This is a genomic window from Gillisella vitis, from assembly GCF_021559775.1.
GTDB lineage: Bacteria > Pseudomonadota > Alphaproteobacteria > Rhizobiales > Rhizobiaceae > Allorhizobium > Allorhizobium ampelinum.
In genome coordinates, this window is sequence record NZ_CP056049.1 from 25,575 (window position 1) to 43,686 (window position 18,112).

Sequence of the window (18,112 nt, forward strand, 5' to 3'; positions counted from 1 at the left end):
AGGCATATTTGCACCGGGTATCGCGGTTGCGATCATGCGGTTGCGAGCACCACGGCTTTGGTTTTTCGTGCATTGCTGATGGCAAACACCACCATTGCCAAAGCTGCGACCGCTGCGGGGATTGCGAAAATCAGGAAGTTTTGCTGCAAAGGTAGCTGCTGCGCCAAAAGGGCTCCGCCCAGCGTTGGTCCAACAATGGCACCAATTCGGCCAACCCCGGACGCCCACCCCAGACCCGTGGAGCGAATGGAAAGATTGTAAAGCTGTGCGACGCTGGCATAGAGCAGGATCTGTGTGCCAATGGTTGCGGCTCCAGCCACAAAGACCATGAGAAACAAGATTGTCGAGGGCGGATTATAGCCAATCAGCGCAATGGACACCGCTGCTGCGATGAAAAAGCCAACGACCACTTTGGGCAATCCGAAACGGTCCCCCAGCCAGCCACCCACAATGGCACCTGCCATGCCACCAAAATTAAGCGAAAACAGACTGAGGAGGCTCGCTTTTTCTGCATAGCCGGCCTCCTGCAACACTTTCGGCAGCCACGAGGACAGCAGGTAAACCAGCAGCAAGCAGCAGAAAAACGCAACCCACAGCATCAGCGTGCTCAACGTGCGCTGATGGCGAAACAGCTCAGCCACCGAGGTTGAGGTACTCTTGGTTTCGCTGAAAACCAGCGTATCGCCGGATTCCAGCACAGTCTTGGGATAAAGCTTTGCGTAGATGCGCTTTGCTTTGTCCTGTTGGCCTTGGCGAAGAAGAAACCCAATAGATTCTGGCAGTTGCCATACAATCAGCGGCAGAAGCAACAAAGGTACTGCGGCCGCGAAGAACATCGGCTGCCATCCATACTGCGGGATTAGGCCAATGCCGAGACCAGCCGCGACCATGCCGCCAACCGAATAGCCAGAGAACATCAGCGCCACCATGGTGCTGCGCAGACGCTTGGGCGCATATTCATTCATCAGCGCCACGGTGTTGGGCATAAGGCCACCACAGCCAAGGCCCGCAAGGAAACGGAAAATCTTGAATTGATCGGGTGAGGTCGAAAATCCCGTTAGAAGCGTGGAGACCGTGAACAGCAGGAAGCTGATCGCAATGCCCTTCTTCCGTCCAATGCGGTCGGCGAGCTGGCCGAAGATAAGAGCACCAAACATCATGCCAAACAGCGCCCACGCTTGCAGCGCACCGGCCTGTGGTTTCGTGAGGCCCCATTCTGCAATCAATGTTGGCAGCACTGTTCCTGCTACAAACACGTCGTAACCATCAACAATCAGCAGCGTTGCGCATAGTGCAACAATAGCCCATTGAAATCCCCCGAATGGGCTGGTGTCGATCTTATCATTCACGTCAATTTTACGCATATTCACTCCTCCCAAAGTGTTTTGCAATAGGCCTCGGCTTCAGCCCAGATCGCCCCCGGCGACGGGCAGCACGGTGCCTGTGATGTAACTTGCTTCGTCTGATGCCAAAAACAGAATGGGTGCGGCCTGTTCCTCAATTGTGCCGTAGCGCTTCATGAAGCTGGATTGTTTGACCTGCTCCACCACCTCCGTCATCCATGCCTTTTCGGCCTCCGTGTCACCGCTGCTATTGCGCGGAATGATGCGCGGCGGTGCTTGCGTGCCGCCGGGTGCTGTTGCGACAACCCGAATATTGTGCTCGGCCAGCTCCATAGCCAGGGATTGGGTGATGGCATTAACGCCGCCTTTGGCCGCCGAATAGGGCACGCGGTAAATGCCGCGCGTGGCGTTGGACGACACATTGACAATGGTGCCGCCGCCCCGTGCAATCAAATGCGGTATCACCGCATGGCAGCCGTAGAGCGTCGGCATCAGAGAGCGGCGGATCTCGGCGTCAATCTGCTCCGGCTCGAACTCCGCAAAGGGCCGCATGCGGATGGCACCGCCGACATTGTTGATCAGGATGTCGATGCCGCCAAATGTGTCTGCGGCAAAGCGCATGGCCTTGGCCGCACCGTCATAACTTTCCAGATCAACCCTGATTGCCGCCGTTTGAGCGCCCTCAACCTCGGCGGCAACGTCAGCAATGAAATCGGCGCGATCAACAAACACAACGCGGCCACCTTCTTGCGCCGCACGAATGGCCACTGCGCGACCAATCCCTTGCGCCGCACCTGTGACAACCAGAACTTTGCCGCTGAAACGGCCAGCAACACCTGCCGTGCTCATGCCGCCACCTTTGTGGTGCTGTTGGGCGTAAATTTCTCATAATAGAAGCTGTTTGGCTTTACGCCCTTGTCGTCGAAATAGCTGCGGACCGCATCCACCATCGGCGGCGGGCCGCACAGGTAAACATCAACATCTCCGTCATTCAGCATGTCCTGCGGCATGTGCTGGGTAACCCAGCCCTTGCGCGGATGATTGGTCGTGTCGTCTGCGACCACTGTTGCATAGGTAAAGTTGGGCAACCGCGCGGTAAAAGCCTGCAACTGATCGACCAGCACCAGATCGAGATCGCGGGTGACGCCGTAGATCAAATGGATTTTTTGCGAAGATTGCTGTTGTGCCAGCACTTCGAGCATTGAGAGGAAGGGCGCAAGCCCCGTTCCTCCGGCAAGAAACAGCAGCGGGTTTTGCACATCCCGCAGATAAAAACTGCCGAGCGGTCCTGTGAGGTCAAGTATTGTGCCAACCTTGGCTTGTTCCAGCCAGGTGCTCATCACACCGCCCGGAATTTTCTTGATCAGGAAGCTGATGCGGTTTTCGCCGGGCTTTGAGCTGAAGGAGTAGGATCGGCTCTGATTTGAGCCCGGCACAGCAATATTGACATATTGGCCGGGAAGAAAAGTGGGGGCCGCGTCCACATCCAGCTCCAACACAATGGCAGCATCATTGTGCGGTGCCACGTTTGCCACCGTTGCAGAAAAACGCTGCTGCCCGGTTTTGCAGGATGCTGAGGTGGTTGGCACGGCGATGACGCAGTCTGACGTTGGCTTCATCTGACAGGTCAGCACCAAGCCGCTTTTCGCCTCGTCAGCGGTCAGTGCATCGTCGATAAAATCATCACCAAGGTCGTAAGTGCCGCTTTCAGCACGACACTTGCAGGTGCCGCACACGCCGTCGGAACAGTCCATCGGCAGGTTGATTTTGTTGCGATAAGCGGCATCGAGAACTTTCTCGCTGTCCTTACAGGCAATGAAGCGGGTCACGCCGTCTTCGAAATTCAGTGCAATTTTATAGTCGGTCATAGAACCCTCCTGATCCGCTCAGTTCACCACCATCAGATGTGATAGATGTCGATCACCTGCCGGATGTAATCATTCTTCAACACGATCTTCTTGCTGGCGATCAGCAGGGCATCACCGCTCTGGCGCAAGGTGACGAAGATGGTGCCAAAAAACTGGTCAGTGACTTTGTAGCGGTGGTTCAATGTGAGGAAATTGTAACGCACATCGACTTCATTGCCCCGATCTGCCAGCACTTCGACATTGGTGACGTTGTGGCTGGTGCGCGGCTCCGGTGTTGAAGCGCTGGAACGCTCGGTTTGAATGCGAAACACCCGGTCTTCCAAGCCGTCACGGTTTGGATAGTAGATCAGCGAAATTTGGCTATGCGGATCTTCTGTGATCTGGTCATCGTCGTCCCAGGCGGGCATCCAATAGGAGGCATCTGCGGCATAGCAGGTGAGCCATTCCGCCCATTGACGATCATCGAGCAGACGCGCCTCCCGATACAGAAAAGCGCAAATGGAGTGATAGGAAATGCTCATGTGACCACTCCATTTTTTTCCGCAGACAGCGCTTTGCGCATCACATTTGTCCAATATTCATGCTGGCGCACAAACAGGCCTTCGTCTTCGCTGCGCTCACCGGAGAGAAGAGGGTTCATGCCCATGCGTTTGGCATTGTCATCTGGTCCATCAATCCACAGTGGTGCGCCGCGCGACAGGTCATTCCACAGGGCCGCTGTGCCAGCATAGCCCTGTTGACAGGCGCGGAACTCTTCAAGATCGTCGGCGGTGCCCATGCCGGATACGTTGAAAAAATCCTCATATTGGCGGATGCGCAACGCACGATCCTCAGCACTCTCGCCTTTGGGGGCGAAGCAGAAAATGCTGATTTCGGTTTTGTCCACGCTGATTGGCCGCGTCACCCGGATCTGCGTGCTGAACTGGTCCATCAGGAACACATTGGGGTAAAGACAAAGATTGCGCGTCTGGTTGATGATGAAATCGGCTTTATCCTCACCAACCCGCGCCTTGATTTCCTCGCGGTGGTTATAGACCGGGCGAACCTCAGGGTTCATGGTTTTGGTCCACAGCAAGATATGGCCGTTTTCAAACCCGTAAACGCCTGCAATCGAGCGGCTCCAGCTGTTGGCATCCACCGCCTTTGTGCCTTCTTCCTTACGCCTGCCCATGGTGGCTGCGTAATTCCAATGCACAGAGCTGACGTGATAGCCATCGCAGCCATTTTCCATCTGCAATTTCCAATTGCCATCATAGATGTAAGAGGAATTGCCACGCAGAACTTCCAGCCCGTTTGGGGCCTGATCAACGATCTGGTCGATGATCACCTTGGTTTCGCCAAGAAAATCTTCCAGCGATGCCACATCCTCTTCAAGGCTGCCAAACAGGAAGCCGCGATAGCTTTGAAAACGCGGCACGCGCTTGAGATCGTGCGAACCGTCCTTGCCGAACTGTGGCGGATATTGCGTGGTTTTCTCGTCTTTGACCTTTAAAAGCTTGCCCGTATTGGCAAAGGTCCAGCCATGGAACGGACAGGTAAAGCTGCCCTTATTGCCATGCTTGCGACGACAGATCATGGCACCGCGATGGGCGCAGGCATTGATCATGGCGTGCAGCTCACCGGTCTTGTCGCGGGTGATGACAATGGGCTGGCGGCCAATATAGGCGGTATAATAATCGTTGTTTTCTGGAATCTGGCTCTCATGGGCCAGATAGACCCAATTGCTTTCGAAGATGTGCTTCATCTCCAGCTCGAACAGGTCTTCATTGGTAAAGATATCGCGGCGGCAGCGGAAGATCCCGGCGTCCTTGTCGTCCTGCACCGCCGTCGCCAGCAGATGGTCGAGATCTCTCGCTTTGTCGATAATCGCAGACATGATTTATCTCCCAAATAGAGCGTGAAAGGCTCTGACTTTGCATAGAAATCGATGACGACACTTGTTTCTGTTTGGTGTTTTTGTGTGGCCTCGGCCTGTGCGCTGGCGGCCCTTTGGACCGCCAGCATTGCCAATCAGGCGGCTGCGCGCTTGCGCTGTTCGTTGATCTGGTTATCGACGCCGTCCACCAAAGACGTCAGATGAATATCAAACTTGATTTCCGCAAAGGGTCCAGACAGGCCATTGGCCTTGATGCTGGCTTCGTCGGTGTGTTCAATCACCGGCGGGATCAGGCCATCACGCGTTGCATAGGCAAAATCATCGTTGACCAGCGGATCGCCTTCAATGTTAATCTGGGTGGTCAGCTTGCGATGGCCATCGGCACTGACAAAGAAGTGGATATGGGCCGGGCGCTGACCATGACGCCCAAGGGCTGACAACAATCTCTCCGTTGGGCTGCCCGGAGGCACGCCATAGCCACTCGGCAGGATGCTCTGGAACTTATAACAGCCCTTGTCGTCAGCAATAATGGTGCGGCGCATGTTGAAATCGGCCTGTTTGCCGGTTGGGTCAAAATGCGAGTAGAAACCGCGGGTGTCACAGTGCCAAACTTCAACAGTCGCGCCGGGAACCGGCTGGCCATCGGCACCATGAACGGTTCCATGCATGATCAGCAAATGGCCGTTTTCGTCGGTGCCATCATCCAGACGGGCAAAGCCGTTGCAAACCGGCGCGCCAGCCACATAAAGCGGGCCTTCGATGGTGCGTGGCGTTGGGTTTTCAATGCCAAGGGCGGCATCAATTGCATCAAGGCGCTCATCAATGAAATGGTCAAGGCCAAGGCCGGGCGAGATCAGGCCAGCTTGTCCGGCAGCACCAATTTCGTTCAGCCATGCAATGCCTGTCCAATATTCGTCTGGTGTGATGTTCAGCTCGTCAATGGCCTTGAACAGGTCAGACATGATCCGGTGGGTGATCTCTTTCATGCGCGGGCTGCCGCCGTCTTTATCAAGCCCGCTCAGGGTCTTGAGAAAAGCCTGAATGTCGGGCCGATTAAAGATCTCTACGTTCATTTATACATCCTCCTCTAGGACTTTTAGAAATCGAGCGCCACTCTCCCTGGCGCTGTTTTGCTGGCGTTAGCTGTCGTTGTCGCGGATGGAAGAAGGGTGCCGCAGCAGCGGGGTCACCTCAATGTCCATAAATTTAAACAGCGGCAGGCCAGAGAGTATTGCGTGCAGTTCCGCATTATCGCTGACGTCAAAAATGCTGTAATTGGCGTATTGGCCTGCAAGCCGCCAGATGTGGCGCCACTTGCCGCTGTTTTGTAAGTTTTGCGAATAGGCCTTTTCGCGCGCCAGAATGTCTGCTGCCTCTGCTTGTGGCAGGTTGTGGGGCAGGTTGACGTTCATTCGGACATGAAACAGCATCATGACACTCCTTATCCAGCCACGCTGATGGTTTTGTGCAATCCGTCACGCGCAAAAAAGGCCACGCGTTCGTCATCCAGTTCGATGCCAAGGCCGGGGCCGTTGGGAACTGTCAGTTCAAAATCGCTATAATCCAGCGGTGTTGTGAGAATTTCCTCGGTCAGCTGCAATGGGCCGAACAGTTCGGTGCCCCATTGCAGCTGGTTGAAGGTTGAAAACACATGGGCGGATGCAATGGTGCCGAAAGCACCCTCCAACATCGTGCCGCCGTAAAGGCCAATCCCCGCCGCATCGGCAATGGCGGCAACGCGCTGGGCGTCGAATAGACCACCGCTTTGCTCAATCTTGACCGCAAACACATCGGCCCCGCTGACTTTTGCCAGCTCAAACGCGCTTTCAGGACCGTGCAGCGATTCATCCGCCATCAACGCAGTGGGAAAACGACGCACAAGGCGCGCCAAGGCAGAAGTTGAGGCCACAGGCTGTTCAACCAATTCGCAACCGGCATCGGCAAGCGCTGCCATGCCATAGGCGGCATCGGTTTCGCTCCACGCCATGTTGACGTCAACCCGCACCGCGCCGCGATCACCCAAAGCCCGCTTGATGGCGGCAACATGCGCGATGTCATCCAGCAAGGGTTTTGCGCCAATCTTGAGCTTGAAAATCTTGTGCCGACGCAGATCCAGCATGTTTTCGGCTTCAGCAATATCCTTGGCGGTATCGCCAGACGCCAGCGTCCACGCAACCGCCAAGCGGCTGCGCAACCGCCCGCCCAACAATTCACTGACAGGCAAGCCACGGCGCTTTCCGTGCGCATCCAGCAATGCAGTTTCCACCGCACATTTGGCAAAGCGGTTTTCTTTGACCATTTTGCCAATGCGCACCATCAGCGCCCGCACGGTCGTTGCATCCTGCCCCAACATGAGGGGTTTGAAATAGGTATCAATGGCTAGTTTCATGCTCTCGGGGCTTTCGCCGCCATAGGCAAGTCCGCCGATTGTGGTGCCTTCGCCAATGCCAACGACGCCATCGCTGCAATAGATTTTGACCAGCATCAGGGTCTGGCCGTTCATGGTCGCCACCGACAGCTTATGCGGCCGGATGGTCGGAAGATCGACAAGCACGGTTTCGACCCGCTCAACAACGGGCAAAGCGACTGCTTTCGAGACAAGGGGTGTAAAGGTCGTGTTCATGGCGAGACGGTAAGCGCAACCATAAAAGACGTCCAATATCATTGGTATCGCTTATCATACCTATTTGGTATAGTAGAAGAAAAATTATCTGCATATAGGAACTTGTCGCATCGCAACATATCTTTGATGATAGGTTGCACTGAAAACAACAGGGCCGACACGATGGATCTCCGCCAACTTCGTTACTTCGTCGCCGTCGCACAGGAGCGTAATTTTACGCGCGCCGCTCACGTTCTGCACATCGCCCAGCCACCGTTGAGCCGGCAGATTCAATTGCTGGAGGAGCAACTCGGTGTGCCGCTCATCATACGTAAAAGCCGGCCAGTGCGGCTGACGGAGGCTGGTCGGCTATTTTACGAGCAATCCTTGCAAATTCTGGGGCGGGTAGAACAGATGCAGGCGGCAACCCGTCGGGTCGGCCTGAACCAGAACAGTGTTCTATCCATCGGCTTTGTGGCCTCGACACTTTACGGCGGGCTGCCGTCGCTGGTACGAAAACTGAGAGAACACGCGCCGGAACTGGATATTCAATTGCTGGAACTGGTCTCGGTGCAACAGATTCCGGCGCTGAAGGAAGGTCGCATCGACATTGGCTTTGGTCGCGTACGTCATAGTGATCCGAATGTCGTTGGTCTGTTGCTGCGGGAAGAGCGCCTGGTGGCGGCCATTCCGAAAGGCTCGCCGCTTGCCCACGACACATCACCCCTCTCTGTCTCTGCCTTGAATGGTTGCAAAATTATTGTCTACCCCAAGGAACCTCGCCCCGGATATGCAGATCAGGTGCTTGCTCTGTTGCAGAGCCGCGATGCCAGTCCGGCCGAAGTGCAGGAAGTTCGGGAGATTCAGACGGCTCTGGGTTTGGTTGCCGCAGAAGCTGGTATTTGCATTATTCCCGCCTCCGCGCGACAAATGCGCTCGGATGTGCATTACCGATTGCTTGACGGAAAAGACGTGACGTCACCGGTTATTCTCAACCACCGAATTGGCGATAATTCGCATTATATCGATCTTGTAAAACAGTTGATTCAGGAGATGTATGCAGAACAACCACTTTGGTTGGACCTTGAACACAATCTATTGCACCCGACCTTTAATACCGGCCGTCAATGATCAGAACCCATTTGCCCATTGCCGCCGGCCGATGGACATGATCTTCCATGGTCGGTTCTGCAATGTCCGCCAAGCGTGACAGCAGTGGTCGCCGATGTCTTCGTAGGATTTGAAGACGCGGTTAGAGAGCCAGTTTGTCACGCATGAACTGCCAGATATTTTCGACGGGATTAAGTTCGGACGATTTCGGCGGCAGTTGCAGGATGGTGATGTTTTGAGGGACAGCCAGGTTGTTGGACATGTACCATCGGTTTTGTCGCAAACTTTTGGCATGGTCGCAGAGAGGCTATCCCGGGATACAGTTATGCGGCGAGTGCGGAGAACTGTTTGAATGCCGATTGGCCACTGGTGGAAAACTGCTGTTTGCGGATCATATGGGCGACTTCGATGCCGTCCAGTGTCGCTGATGCGGACCGAAAGGATTTGAAGCCCTTCATGGGCCGGGTCGGCTTCTTGATGAAACGATAATCTTGCTCAATCATGTTGTTGAGATGTTTGACTTGGCAAATCTCGATCAGCCAGAACCAACCGTGCAACAGCAGCAGGAGGTTCATGTTCTGCAGTGCCGCCAAATTCGCCCCACCCTTGTCGATCACGACTTTGTCCGGCCAGCCATTGTTCTCGATGGTGTGGGCGAAAAAATCGGTAGCGGCGGCCTCGTTGCGATGCTCAGACAGCATGAAATCAAGGGTTTACCGTACTTATCAATGGTGCGATAAAATTACATCCACGTGCCTTTGACCTTGATGTAGGTCTCATCCATTCGCCACGAGCCACTGGGTTTGGATTTGCGGCGCTTCGCTTGAAGGGCAGTCAGCGGAGAATATTTCACGACCCATCTATTCAGTGTCGCATGGTCGAGATTGACACCGCCTTCAGCCATGATTTCTTCAAGGTCGCGGTAGGAAACCGCATAGCGGACATAGAAAAACACGGCGTATAAAATCACTTCTTTCGGATAGTGACTGCCTTTGAAATCGACCATGACCGCTCAACTCTGCCTGCCTGCTTTCTTCAGGCTGCATCTACCGCATGATCATCGCGGCTGCAAATCAGCCGGAAATTTTGCGACAAAACCGTCAGTTGCGCCTTGACTAAGCCTTTACGCCGAACCTGTCTTGCGCGATCGAGGCGGGTGACACCATCAAGCGCGCCGGCGGGCCCGAAGGCAACTATGTGGCGTTGAACTGAAAGAATCCTGTAAACCGCCGCGGCAGAACGAACGCACCGTTCACCGTTTGACCTTCGTTACTTAGCCCCCACATTCCTATATCGAGGGCAGCGCAATCACTTTTCTGCAGATGCAAGGTTTTTACCCATGAAAAACATCGGTTTCCTCTCCTTCGGCCATTGGTCGCCGTCCCCTCAGTCCGGCACGCGATCTGCTGGCGATGCACTGCTGCAGTCGATCGATCTGGCGGTTGCCGCTGAAGAACTGGGGGCTGATGGCGCCTATTTCCGCGTCCACCATTTTGCCCGGCAGCTGGCATCGCCTTTTCCGCTTCTCGCCGCCGTCGGCGCCCGTACCAGATCGATCGAAATCGGCACGGCCGTCATCGATATGCGCTACGAAAATCCGCTCTATATGGCCGAAGATGCCGGTGCTGCCGATCTGATCGCGCAGGGTCGTTTGCAGCTTGGCCTGAGCCGAGGATCGCCCGAGCAGGTCATCAATGGCTGGCGCTATTTCGGCTTTCATCCGGAAGATGGTGCCAGTGATGCCGATATGGGCCGGCGCCATGCGGAAGTGTTTCTGGAAGTGCTGAAAGGTGAGGGTTTTGCCGAGCCCAATCCGCACCCAATGTTTCCCAACCCACCCGGGATGCTGCGCCTTGAGCCGCATTCGGAAGGCTTGCGGGAACGTATCTGGTGGGGCGCCGGCTCCAATGCCACCGCCATCTGGGCCGCCGAGCACGGCATGAACCTGCAAAGCTCGACATTGAAGGACGACGAGACCGGCGAGCCCTTCCATGTGCAGCAGGCGGCGCAGATCCGTGCCTATCGCGAGGCCTGGAAGGCGGCGGGTCACACTCGCCAGCCACGGGTATCCGTCAGCCGCAGCATCTTCGCTTTGGTCGATGACCGGGACCGCGCCTATTTCGGCGGCGGCGGCAAGGAGCGGGATTCAATAGGCTATATCGATGACAGCACACGGGCCATCTTCGGCCGCTCCTATGCGGCGGAACCGGATGCGCTGGTTGAGGAACTGGCGCAGGATGAAGCCGTCAACGAGGCCGATACGCTGCTGCTGACCGTACCGAACCAGCTCGGTGTCGAATACAACGCCCATGTCATCGAGGCCATTCTGAAGCACGTAGCCCCGGCGCTCGGCTGGCGATAACCTGCAATCTTGAACAGCGCGCACCTTCAGGGGCACGCGCTGGAGCCAGCTGTGAATGCCGCCGGCCGCCGCGCGACCGGTAAGAAAACAGGCCGTGAGGAGGTAGCCGCGCCATCGGCTTCTCCCAGTCGTCCATCTCGTCGACCACGAAGACGCCAAGTAGGGATGGATGCTTGAGGAACGCCGACTGCTCGGCAGCGCCATTAAGGCGGTTATTCCCATAAGCCCGTTGGCTTTGCCGATCTTGTCCTTGATGGTATCTGGACATGATGCTTGTCCATCCTGAGTATCAGGGTTTGGGTGTGGCAAGCGTTTTAGTGGGCCAAGTGGAGCAAAAGGCATGAGAACTCGGCCTTGATTGCGTTCGTACGGCAGCAAGCATTACTGCGCGGCCATTCTTTGAGCGGCGAGGATTTCGCGTTCTGAAGAGCCAGACGGTCGAAAAATGAGGAGAAAGTCTTTCTAACTTTTTGATGGAAAAACCGTTCCCGTCTCAATGTTTAGCGCCGCCAATAGCATTCATTGCGTTGCCGCCGAACTAAATGCCTTGAGTGGCTTCAGGGTTATCATGTGATCTTATCAACAATCATCGCTGGTGGGGCTGCATTGCTGACTGATAGTCGCCCTGTACCGCTCTGATTCTTATCGCGAGTGCTTACGAAACATTGACGTGAAAAGGAGAATAGCGGCGAAGGCAGCGACAACCGAGGCCACCCGGATAACTGCTCGGAAATCGTAGGCTTGCGCTATGAGGCCGGTCGCGGGGCCCGCAAGAATGCCGCTGACACTCAGAACATTCCAGTAAAGCGCGGTGGCCTGCGCCGGGCGATCACCGGAGAAAGATTGCACGAAACTGATGCCGATGCTGGCATAGAGGCCGTAATACAGGCCCTCCAAGGCCGCGCCTGCCAACATCTGTGGATAGGTCTGCACATAGGAGAGCAGCAGGATCGTTACGGTAGCCAGCAGCGCCACTGCGACAAGTGGCCCTTTCAGGCCAAAGCGGGAGATGATCATTGGCGTGGTGAAGATAGCGAGGACCTCCACGAAGGTCTTCATGCTGAAGGCCGTGCCTGGCGCATAACCCGGTAGCCCGACTTCCCGCACGTAGAACAATGGCAGTGCGCTAAATGTCAGAGAATGCGCTGAGGACAGGCAGAACACGAACGCGGCCGCCAACCACAGGCCGACGTCCTTGTTGGAAGAATGTGCGTGTACTGATCCTGACTTGGGACGAAGTGTCATATCGCGCGGGATAATTATCCACCACATCAACGCCCAGCAGCATGCCAGGGCAAAAGCGAGCTTGAAGACGGCAGCTTCGCCGAAGCGCTCTGCGAACAGGAAGGCGACCGCCGGCCCTATCATCCAGGCGGTTGATGTCGTGGCGCGCAGGAATGCATTGGACCGGCCACGCGTAATCTTGCCGCGTTCTGCTACGACCGCCCCGAGGCTGAACATGGTGGATACCGCACTGCTGCTCAGACCAAATCCGAGCACGCCGAATGTCAAAACGATCCAGAAAGACGGTGAAATTGACAAGGCACTCGTGGCAAGAAGATAACCCGCCAGTGCTACACCGATCAGTGGAAAAGGAGCAATTCCCGCATCCAGCCAGCGACCAAAGGTGCGGGTGCAGATTATGCCGAGCACGGTAACGCCCGCCGCATAGAGACTGATTGTCCACGGCGCGCGCCCCAAACCCTCCACAATGTAGTAAGCCATGAACGGCCCGATCATGGAGCTGCAGGTCGTGCCTATAAACAACACAAGCAAGAAGGGATAGAGCGAGAGCGAACGGCTGCTCATCGTCGCACTCATAGAAATGCCTTTCGAGATACTGTCGTGGATATTTCCGCAACGTGCAAATTCAGGCCAATAGGCACGAACTATGACAGCCGTATAACAGGCGAATTGAGATATGAAGAGGTGGACGGTTGGCTCGTCCGCTTCGAGCCGACAGCGGACTTCAGCCGTGTGTTCACTCCGGGCACTTTCACGGCATTAGCTCGTCGACCTGGCTCTATGTCCGTCGATGAGACGGGTGAGCGTGGCGGATATTGGCAACAACGCGTAACGCTCGCTGTCCCGTCGCAGATTTTCAGCGACGTCGGGTACGTTCCTCTGCCTCGTCCTCGAAGCTGGGTGGCTTGGTTTTCACCCACGCAACGAATTTCTGGATCGCGGGGTCCTCGAGAATAGCGGCGATCGTGGAAAACTTCTTCGCCAGCTGCGCGTCAGTGAAAACCCTGTGGATGTGGCTATGGCATATGCGATGCAGGGGCAACTTGAGCTTGCCGCCTTTGCTCTTGGGAACCAGATGGTGGTCCTCCATTTGGTCGTCCGGTATCACGCGCTCGCACAGCGGGCAGATGACCGGCTCCGCCTGCATATCGTCCGAAGCGAACTTGTCTCTGATTTTGCGTGCCATCAGTCTCTCCGTCGGCGGTCGGACCTCGTCCGTTCGGCTTCGGTAGATCATCCTCAACCTGCCGACAACAAAAAAAAGCCGCGGCGAAATCGCACCCGACCTTCCTCATCTTCGTCCATTCGTCAGGTCAGGACATCCGTGGAGAGGTTGTCCTGACGTCGCTCGCACGACAGCGAGTAGCCGCTTCATCTCGAATGCGAGCTACTGTACACCTGAAACTTGTTAGGCCACCTTCCGCCGTCGGTTCGGCTCTGTTGCAAAAATTTTTGGAGCCTCTGGATCGAAGAAAAATATTCCATAATTCAATCTGAAGCGGTTTTGAAAAGCCAAATAAGATGGTGCATGACTGGATGATTGTCGTTTGAGCGAGAGGTTTTCCGTCCATACGCACACGTCGTTTGAAATTTCATTCCACGACAAAGAATTTTTGCAACAGAGCCGTCGTAAGGTCTGGCTGGTAATGCCCCGCTCTGATCATGATCGACCATCTGAAGTGCGCCATTTTGTCGGCGACGGCGATCGCCGCAAGCTTGAAGGATTTTCTCGCCAGAAAAATTCTTGCCAGTCGGCCAGTTGCAACTTGGTTGCGCCGTTCTTGATCCTGTTCGGTGGTCACCGGCGCTCATCATGGCAGAAGCCGTGCCGCTTTGCCACTTCGTCTTGTGGCATTGTTGTAATAGCTGGACGGATCGATGTCGCGATTGCTCCATGGCCTCTGGCAGTGGGACGCCCCGGTTGGCGGCTTCCGTTAGATAGCCGGACCGCAAGCCATGCGCGGAAAATTCCTCTGGCTTCAGCCCCGCCATCACGACCCTCTGTTTCAGAATGTCATTGATCGCCTTCGGATCAAGAGCGCGTTGGGAGACATTGCCCCAGCGATCAATCGCCCGAAACACGCTTCCCTTGTCAATTCTTGCCGCTTTAAGCCAGGCATTCAGGGCATCGACGGGCGAGCCGGTGAGATAGACGACTTCATCATTTTCTGCACCACTGGTTTTGGTGCGAGCGAGGTGGATGGACAAAGAGGGGAGGGCAGGACCATCTTCAACTGGGATGGGCTCTTCCCGGGCTCAGTTGATCTTTCCTCAAACTGGCGATCTCGCTGCGACGGCGACCGCCGGAGGCAAAAGCGACCATCAGGATTGCCCGGTCACGCAGGTCACGTAGGCTATCGTTCTGACAGGTGGCAAGCAGTTGGGAAAGAACATCGCCGGTGACCGCCTTGGCACTCTTGCGTTGTCTGGGCCGCGGTGTTGCCCGCACGGCCAGCCGGATGGCGGACTTTTGGGCAGGGGAGGAAAACGTGCCGTCAAGCCCCCGCCATTTCGTGAGTGTTGACCAGGTAGCAAGCCGCCGCCGGACGGTATCTGGCGCATGCGGTCCGGCTGAGCGCAGAAAACCCTGGGTCCGAAGCTTGTCCTCGACCTCGGTCGGCATGCCACGCTGTTGATCGCTCAGACGTTTCTCCAGATCCCAAAGATGGTGAGCGACGAATTTTAGCAGAAGCGCTTCTGGTGCGGGCCAAGGCAGGGACGTTCCCATCGCTGCCAACGACCATGCCTCCAGATAGGCCAGATCGGAGGTGAGTGCCCGAAGGGTGTTTTCGCCCATGCCTTGGTTGACCAGATGGCGGAGCGTCTCGACATCCTGATCCGTCAACAGTTCGGCTAACTCCTCGCGGCGCTCCATCGGCAGGACTGCGGCGATCGTGTCGAGATGATCGCGGCGATGGATAAGCGCTTTTTCGCGTGTCCCTGTCATGCGGTGGAAGACGCCGGATGCAGTTTCAGGTCCGTTTGCGAAAAATCACGCCCCTTGAAAAGTAAGGGAGCGTTAGCAATGACAGACACAGCATAGGAAAAACAATCGCCCATGTTGAGTGATGCGGGATGACGTCCTTTGCCAAATTGATCGAAAGCTTTTTCGGCCACAAAATAATGGCGCTCCCCAAAGGCAACGGCGGTGACATTCGGCAATTCTGATAACTGCTTGATGATCGCGCTAGCATTCGGAAATTTTCGCCCTGCCAGAACCATGCGTGCCTCAAGCAAAGTAGGCCAGCCGATCAGAATGTCTCCATGTGTGACAAGCGAATGAAACGTTTCGGCCTCAGGTTCATTAAGCGACATGGCAATAATAACCGACGTATCAATGGTGATCATATCGGCAGGCCGTTTTCGTCATAGAGATCATCATGGGCAGAGGTCGTGCCGGGTGGAACGTGACGACGGCCTTCAGCCATCAGCGCCCAAAGTGTATCAGCTGGCGTTTGCGCCGCCTTTTCTCGCAACTCCTGCTCATAGCGTTCGAGGGCCTGTTCAACGAGGCGGTTGATCGGCTGACCGGTGCGGCGTGCGAGCGCATGCGCGAGATCGCGGGCTTTGCCGCTACGGATGGAAAGCTGCGGTTCGGACATGATGTTCCTCATCAAATGTTGGGCTGGAATATAGCGATATCCGCACCAGATAGCAACGTTCTGCCCATAGATGGCTAGTTTCCGATAAGAGACATTTATCGATAGTTAGGACATCAATCGAAAATCATGCCATGTAGAGAACCACAATATTTACATAGAGTTCGTTTAGCAAATCATTTACCATGATTTCAATGGCTTACGATCTCGCAAAAATCAGCATGAGACCCTTGATGCGGCCGTCTTTCGACTCTAGCGTCGCCCTGGCGCGTCTGGACGAGCGCATCGCCCGTTCCCCGGTCGGCGCGGGCTTGCTTGAGCGCCAAAATTTCGCTGACGCGTGCGCCTCGCGGTGGATTGACGGCGAGCTCGTCCACCTCGAAGATCTCGTGTTCCATGACGCCACGAAGGATATTCGCACACCGACCCATGAGCTGACAATCGCCCGCGACGTCCTGCGCACTCGTCGGCGGATCACCGGCCAGTCCCCCGATTGGGCGCTCTCTGCCGACGGCGTCCGCTCGCTGCGAAAAACCGCGGAGATCACGACGGCTGACTCGGAAGAGGCGCAGACGATCGGTGCCATCCGGCGTGCGGCCACAATCGATCCGGAAGGTGAGGGGGATGACGCCGACGACGTGGAAAATCTTCCCGGCGTCGACTATGCCGCCATCGATGCGGTGCTCGCCCGATCGGAGGCCGCGATCGAGAATGCAACTCGGCCCGGCCGGCTATTTGCCGCCTCCTTACTGCGCCAGGCCGGCGTCACCACCGGCGGCCATCTCGCTGCCATCAACCTCGGACTAAAAATCATTCCCGTCGATCGGCGCCGGCATCGTGATCGGGAGACCCGGATGCTGGCCATCGCCCACGGGCTGATCGCGGCCGCGGAGATCGGGCTCAAGGAGCATGACAGGCTGGCGCTGGCTCGAACACTGATGGAGCGAAGGCTGGAGGGGCGCCGGACATCTTCAAAACTGCCGGAGCTGGTTGAGTTGGTGATGGCCAAACCGCTGGTGTCGGCAAAAATGGTGGCGAAGACGCTCGATGTGACACCGCAGGCGGCGCGGCGGATTGTTTTGGAGCTGGGCCTGCGGGAGATGACGGGGAGGGGGAGGTTTCGGGCGTGGGGTGTAATCTAGATGTTTAGTCCCGGCATTTGATGGATCGGATCAATGATGAAACGATCCGGCTCCAAAGTCCATCGTTTACAAATGAATTCGTAGGGCGTGAGGCCTTTTAGGGTCTTGAGCCTTCGCCCGAAATTATAGGCATCAATGAAGTCGGCGAGATGCCTTTTGAGTTGGTCGTGATCGTCGTAGTAGAAACGCTTGACGGTCGCTTCCTTGATCGTCCGGTTCATCCGCTCGACCTGCCCATTGGTCCATGGGTGCTTCAGCTTGGTCAGACGATGCTCAATGCCGTTCTCGTCACAGACCCGGTCGAAGATGTGATGGAAGGCGTAGAGATCGCAGGCCCGATTGGTGAACTGAATGCCGTTGTCCGTCAGAACCGTATGGATGGCATAGGGCACAGCCTTGACCAGATTGCGCAGGAATTGGGCTGCATTCATCTTTCCGGCTTTGGCGTAAAGCTCGACGAAGGCAAACTTGGACGTTCTATCAATGGCCACAAACAGATAGAGCTTGCCCTCAGCGGTCTGGACTTCAGCGATATCGATGTGAAAGTAGCCAATGGGGTAACTCTCGAACTTCTTTTTTGGCTCCTTGTCGCCCTCGACTTCCGGCAGTCGTGAAATGTCATGGCGCTGTAGGCATCGATGTAAGGACGAGCGCGTCAGATGCGGGATTGTTGGCTGAAGGGCATAAAGGCAATCATCCAAAGGTAGAAGCGTGTGCCTGCGGAAGGCGACAATCACGGCCTCCTCCTCGAGGCTCAAGACTGTCGAATGCGGTTCCTTCGGCCCGGTCGCCAAATCGGCAACCGATGTGCGCTTCTTCCACTTGGCAACGGTCTTCGGGTTGATCCCATACCGCTTTGAGCGCGCTCTCAGGCTCTCTTGACTATTTTGTATTGCTCGACGGATTGCCTCTGTCGTTGTGGCGCGACCGTGTAGAACCTGGCCCATAGTGCTTCCTTCCATTCG

Annotated in this window: 17 protein-coding genes and 5 pseudogenes; 4 read left to right on the plus strand and 18 right to left on the minus strand. The window is 55.9% G+C overall.

The genetic code is table 11. From position 1 onward, the window contains the following. Positions 1-32: 32 nt before the first annotated feature. The 8 genes from AVCG78_RS22130 to AVCG78_RS22165 form a co-directional block, all read right to left on the minus strand. The gene (locus AVCG78_RS22130) at positions 33-1,364 is read right to left on the minus strand and encodes an MFS transporter (RefSeq protein WP_071202287.1); all 1,332 of its coding nucleotides are present in this window, start codon (positions 1,362-1,364) and stop codon (positions 33-35) included. A 39-nt stretch (positions 1,365-1,403) separates the two neighbouring features. Next, positions 1,404-2,192: a benzoate diol dehydrogenase BenD gene (gene benD / locus AVCG78_RS22135; protein ID WP_071202288.1), complete on the minus strand. Its 789-nt coding sequence runs from the start codon at positions 2,190-2,192 to the stop codon at positions 1,404-1,406. Continuing rightward, entirely contained in the window at positions 2,189-3,211 is a 1,023-nt protein-coding gene (gene benC, locus AVCG78_RS22140; RefSeq protein WP_071202289.1) for a benzoate 1,2-dioxygenase electron transfer component BenC, read from the minus strand. The genes benD and benC overlap by 4 nt, the downstream gene beginning before the upstream one ends. 32 nt (positions 3,212-3,243) lie before the next feature. Next, positions 3,244-3,732, minus strand: coding sequence for a benzoate 1,2-dioxygenase small subunit (gene benB / locus AVCG78_RS22145; protein ID WP_071202290.1), 489 nt, complete (start codon positions 3,730-3,732; stop codon positions 3,244-3,246). After that, positions 3,729-5,087, minus strand: coding sequence for a Rieske 2Fe-2S domain-containing protein (locus AVCG78_RS22150; protein WP_071202291.1), 1,359 nt, complete (start codon positions 5,085-5,087; stop codon positions 3,729-3,731). Before AVCG78_RS22150 ends, benB begins: the two co-directional genes overlap by 4 nt. A gap of 134 nt (positions 5,088-5,221) precedes the next feature. Continuing rightward, positions 5,222-6,160: a catechol 1,2-dioxygenase gene (gene catA, locus AVCG78_RS22155; protein ID WP_071202292.1), complete on the minus strand. Its 939-nt coding sequence runs from the start codon at positions 6,158-6,160 to the stop codon at positions 5,222-5,224. A gap of 66 nt (positions 6,161-6,226) precedes the next feature. Beyond that, on the minus strand, positions 6,227-6,517 hold the full coding sequence (gene catC, locus AVCG78_RS22160; protein ID WP_071202303.1) for a muconolactone Delta-isomerase: 291 nt from the start codon (positions 6,515-6,517) through the stop codon (positions 6,227-6,229). An 11-nt stretch (positions 6,518-6,528) separates the two neighbouring features. Next, a complete protein-coding gene (locus AVCG78_RS22165; RefSeq protein WP_156601743.1) occupies positions 6,529-7,710 on the minus strand; it encodes a muconate/chloromuconate family cycloisomerase in 1,182 nt (393 codons plus the stop codon). Between the two features lie 162 nt (positions 7,711-7,872). Between AVCG78_RS22165 and AVCG78_RS22170 the strand changes: the two genes are divergently transcribed. Continuing rightward, entirely contained in the window at positions 7,873-8,820 is a 948-nt protein-coding gene (locus AVCG78_RS22170) for a LysR family transcriptional regulator (protein ID WP_071202293.1), read from the plus strand. Here AVCG78_RS22170 and AVCG78_RS22175 read toward each other — a convergent pair. Continuing rightward, positions 8,821-9,043, minus strand: a pseudogene (locus tag AVCG78_RS22175) (transposase); the annotation flags it as partial. 79 nt (positions 9,044-9,122) lie between these two features. Beyond that, positions 9,123-9,805 (minus strand): annotated as a pseudogene (locus AVCG78_RS22180) (IS6 family transposase). A gap of 333 nt (positions 9,806-10,138) precedes the next feature. Between AVCG78_RS22180 and AVCG78_RS22185 the strand changes: the two are divergent. Next, positions 10,139-11,161, plus strand: a complete 1,023-nt coding sequence (locus AVCG78_RS22185; RefSeq protein ID WP_071202294.1) for an LLM class flavin-dependent oxidoreductase — start codon at positions 10,139-10,141, stop codon at positions 11,159-11,161. 36 nt (positions 11,162-11,197) lie between these two features. Here AVCG78_RS22185 and AVCG78_RS22190 read toward each other — a convergent pair. Next, positions 11,198-11,327 (minus strand): annotated as a pseudogene (locus AVCG78_RS22190) (aminoacetone oxidase family FAD-binding enzyme); the annotation flags it as partial. 56 nt (positions 11,328-11,383) lie between these two features. Between AVCG78_RS22190 and AVCG78_RS22195 the strand changes: the two are divergent. Next, positions 11,384-11,610: pseudogene (locus AVCG78_RS22195) on the plus strand (GNAT family N-acetyltransferase); the annotation flags it as partial. Positions 11,611-11,803: 193 nt separating this feature from the next. Here the strand turns inward: AVCG78_RS22195 and AVCG78_RS22200 are convergent. The 6 genes and pseudogenes from AVCG78_RS22200 to AVCG78_RS22225 all read right to left on the minus strand — a co-directional run bounded on the left by AVCG78_RS22200 (position 11,804) and on the right by AVCG78_RS22225 (position 16,008). Continuing rightward, positions 11,804-12,970: an MFS transporter gene (locus AVCG78_RS22200; RefSeq protein ID WP_071202305.1), complete on the minus strand. Its 1,167-nt coding sequence runs from the start codon at positions 12,968-12,970 to the stop codon at positions 11,804-11,806. Positions 12,971-13,262: 292 nt separating this feature from the next. Further along, positions 13,263-13,592 (minus strand): HNH endonuclease, encoded by a 330-nt coding sequence (locus AVCG78_RS22205; RefSeq protein WP_071202295.1) that lies wholly within the window; start codon positions 13,590-13,592, stop codon positions 13,263-13,265. A gap of 406 nt (positions 13,593-13,998) precedes the next feature. Beyond that, positions 13,999-14,208: a hypothetical protein gene (locus AVCG78_RS22210; RefSeq protein ID WP_071202296.1), complete on the minus strand. Its 210-nt coding sequence runs from the start codon at positions 14,206-14,208 to the stop codon at positions 13,999-14,001. A gap of 9 nt (positions 14,209-14,217) precedes the next feature. Then, a pseudogene (locus AVCG78_RS22215) lies at positions 14,218-15,353 on the minus strand (site-specific integrase). Continuing rightward, the gene (locus AVCG78_RS22220; RefSeq protein ID WP_071202297.1) at positions 15,350-15,754 is read right to left on the minus strand and encodes a type II toxin-antitoxin system VapC family toxin; all 405 of its coding nucleotides are present in this window, start codon (positions 15,752-15,754) and stop codon (positions 15,350-15,352) included. The pseudogene AVCG78_RS22215 and the gene AVCG78_RS22220 overlap by 4 nt, the downstream one beginning before the upstream one ends. After that, positions 15,751-16,008, minus strand: coding sequence for a type II toxin-antitoxin system VapB family antitoxin (locus tag AVCG78_RS22225; RefSeq protein WP_071202298.1), 258 nt, complete (start codon positions 16,006-16,008; stop codon positions 15,751-15,753). The genes AVCG78_RS22220 and AVCG78_RS22225 overlap by 4 nt, the downstream gene beginning before the upstream one ends. 182 nt (positions 16,009-16,190) lie before the next feature. On the opposite strand from AVCG78_RS22225, the gene AVCG78_RS22230 reads away from it, so the two are divergent. Further along, positions 16,191-17,147 carry a helix-turn-helix domain-containing protein gene (locus tag AVCG78_RS22230; protein ID WP_071202299.1) on the plus strand — a complete coding sequence of 319 codons (957 nt, stop codon included), beginning with the start codon at positions 16,191-16,193 and terminating at the stop codon, positions 17,145-17,147. Here AVCG78_RS22230 and AVCG78_RS22235 read toward each other — a convergent pair. After that, on the minus strand, positions 17,144-18,094 hold the full coding sequence (locus AVCG78_RS22235; RefSeq protein ID WP_235694958.1) for an IS481 family transposase: 951 nt from the start codon (positions 18,092-18,094) through the stop codon (positions 17,144-17,146). The genes AVCG78_RS22230 and AVCG78_RS22235 overlap by 4 nt on opposite strands. Between the last annotated feature and the right edge of the window lie 18 nt (positions 18,095-18,112).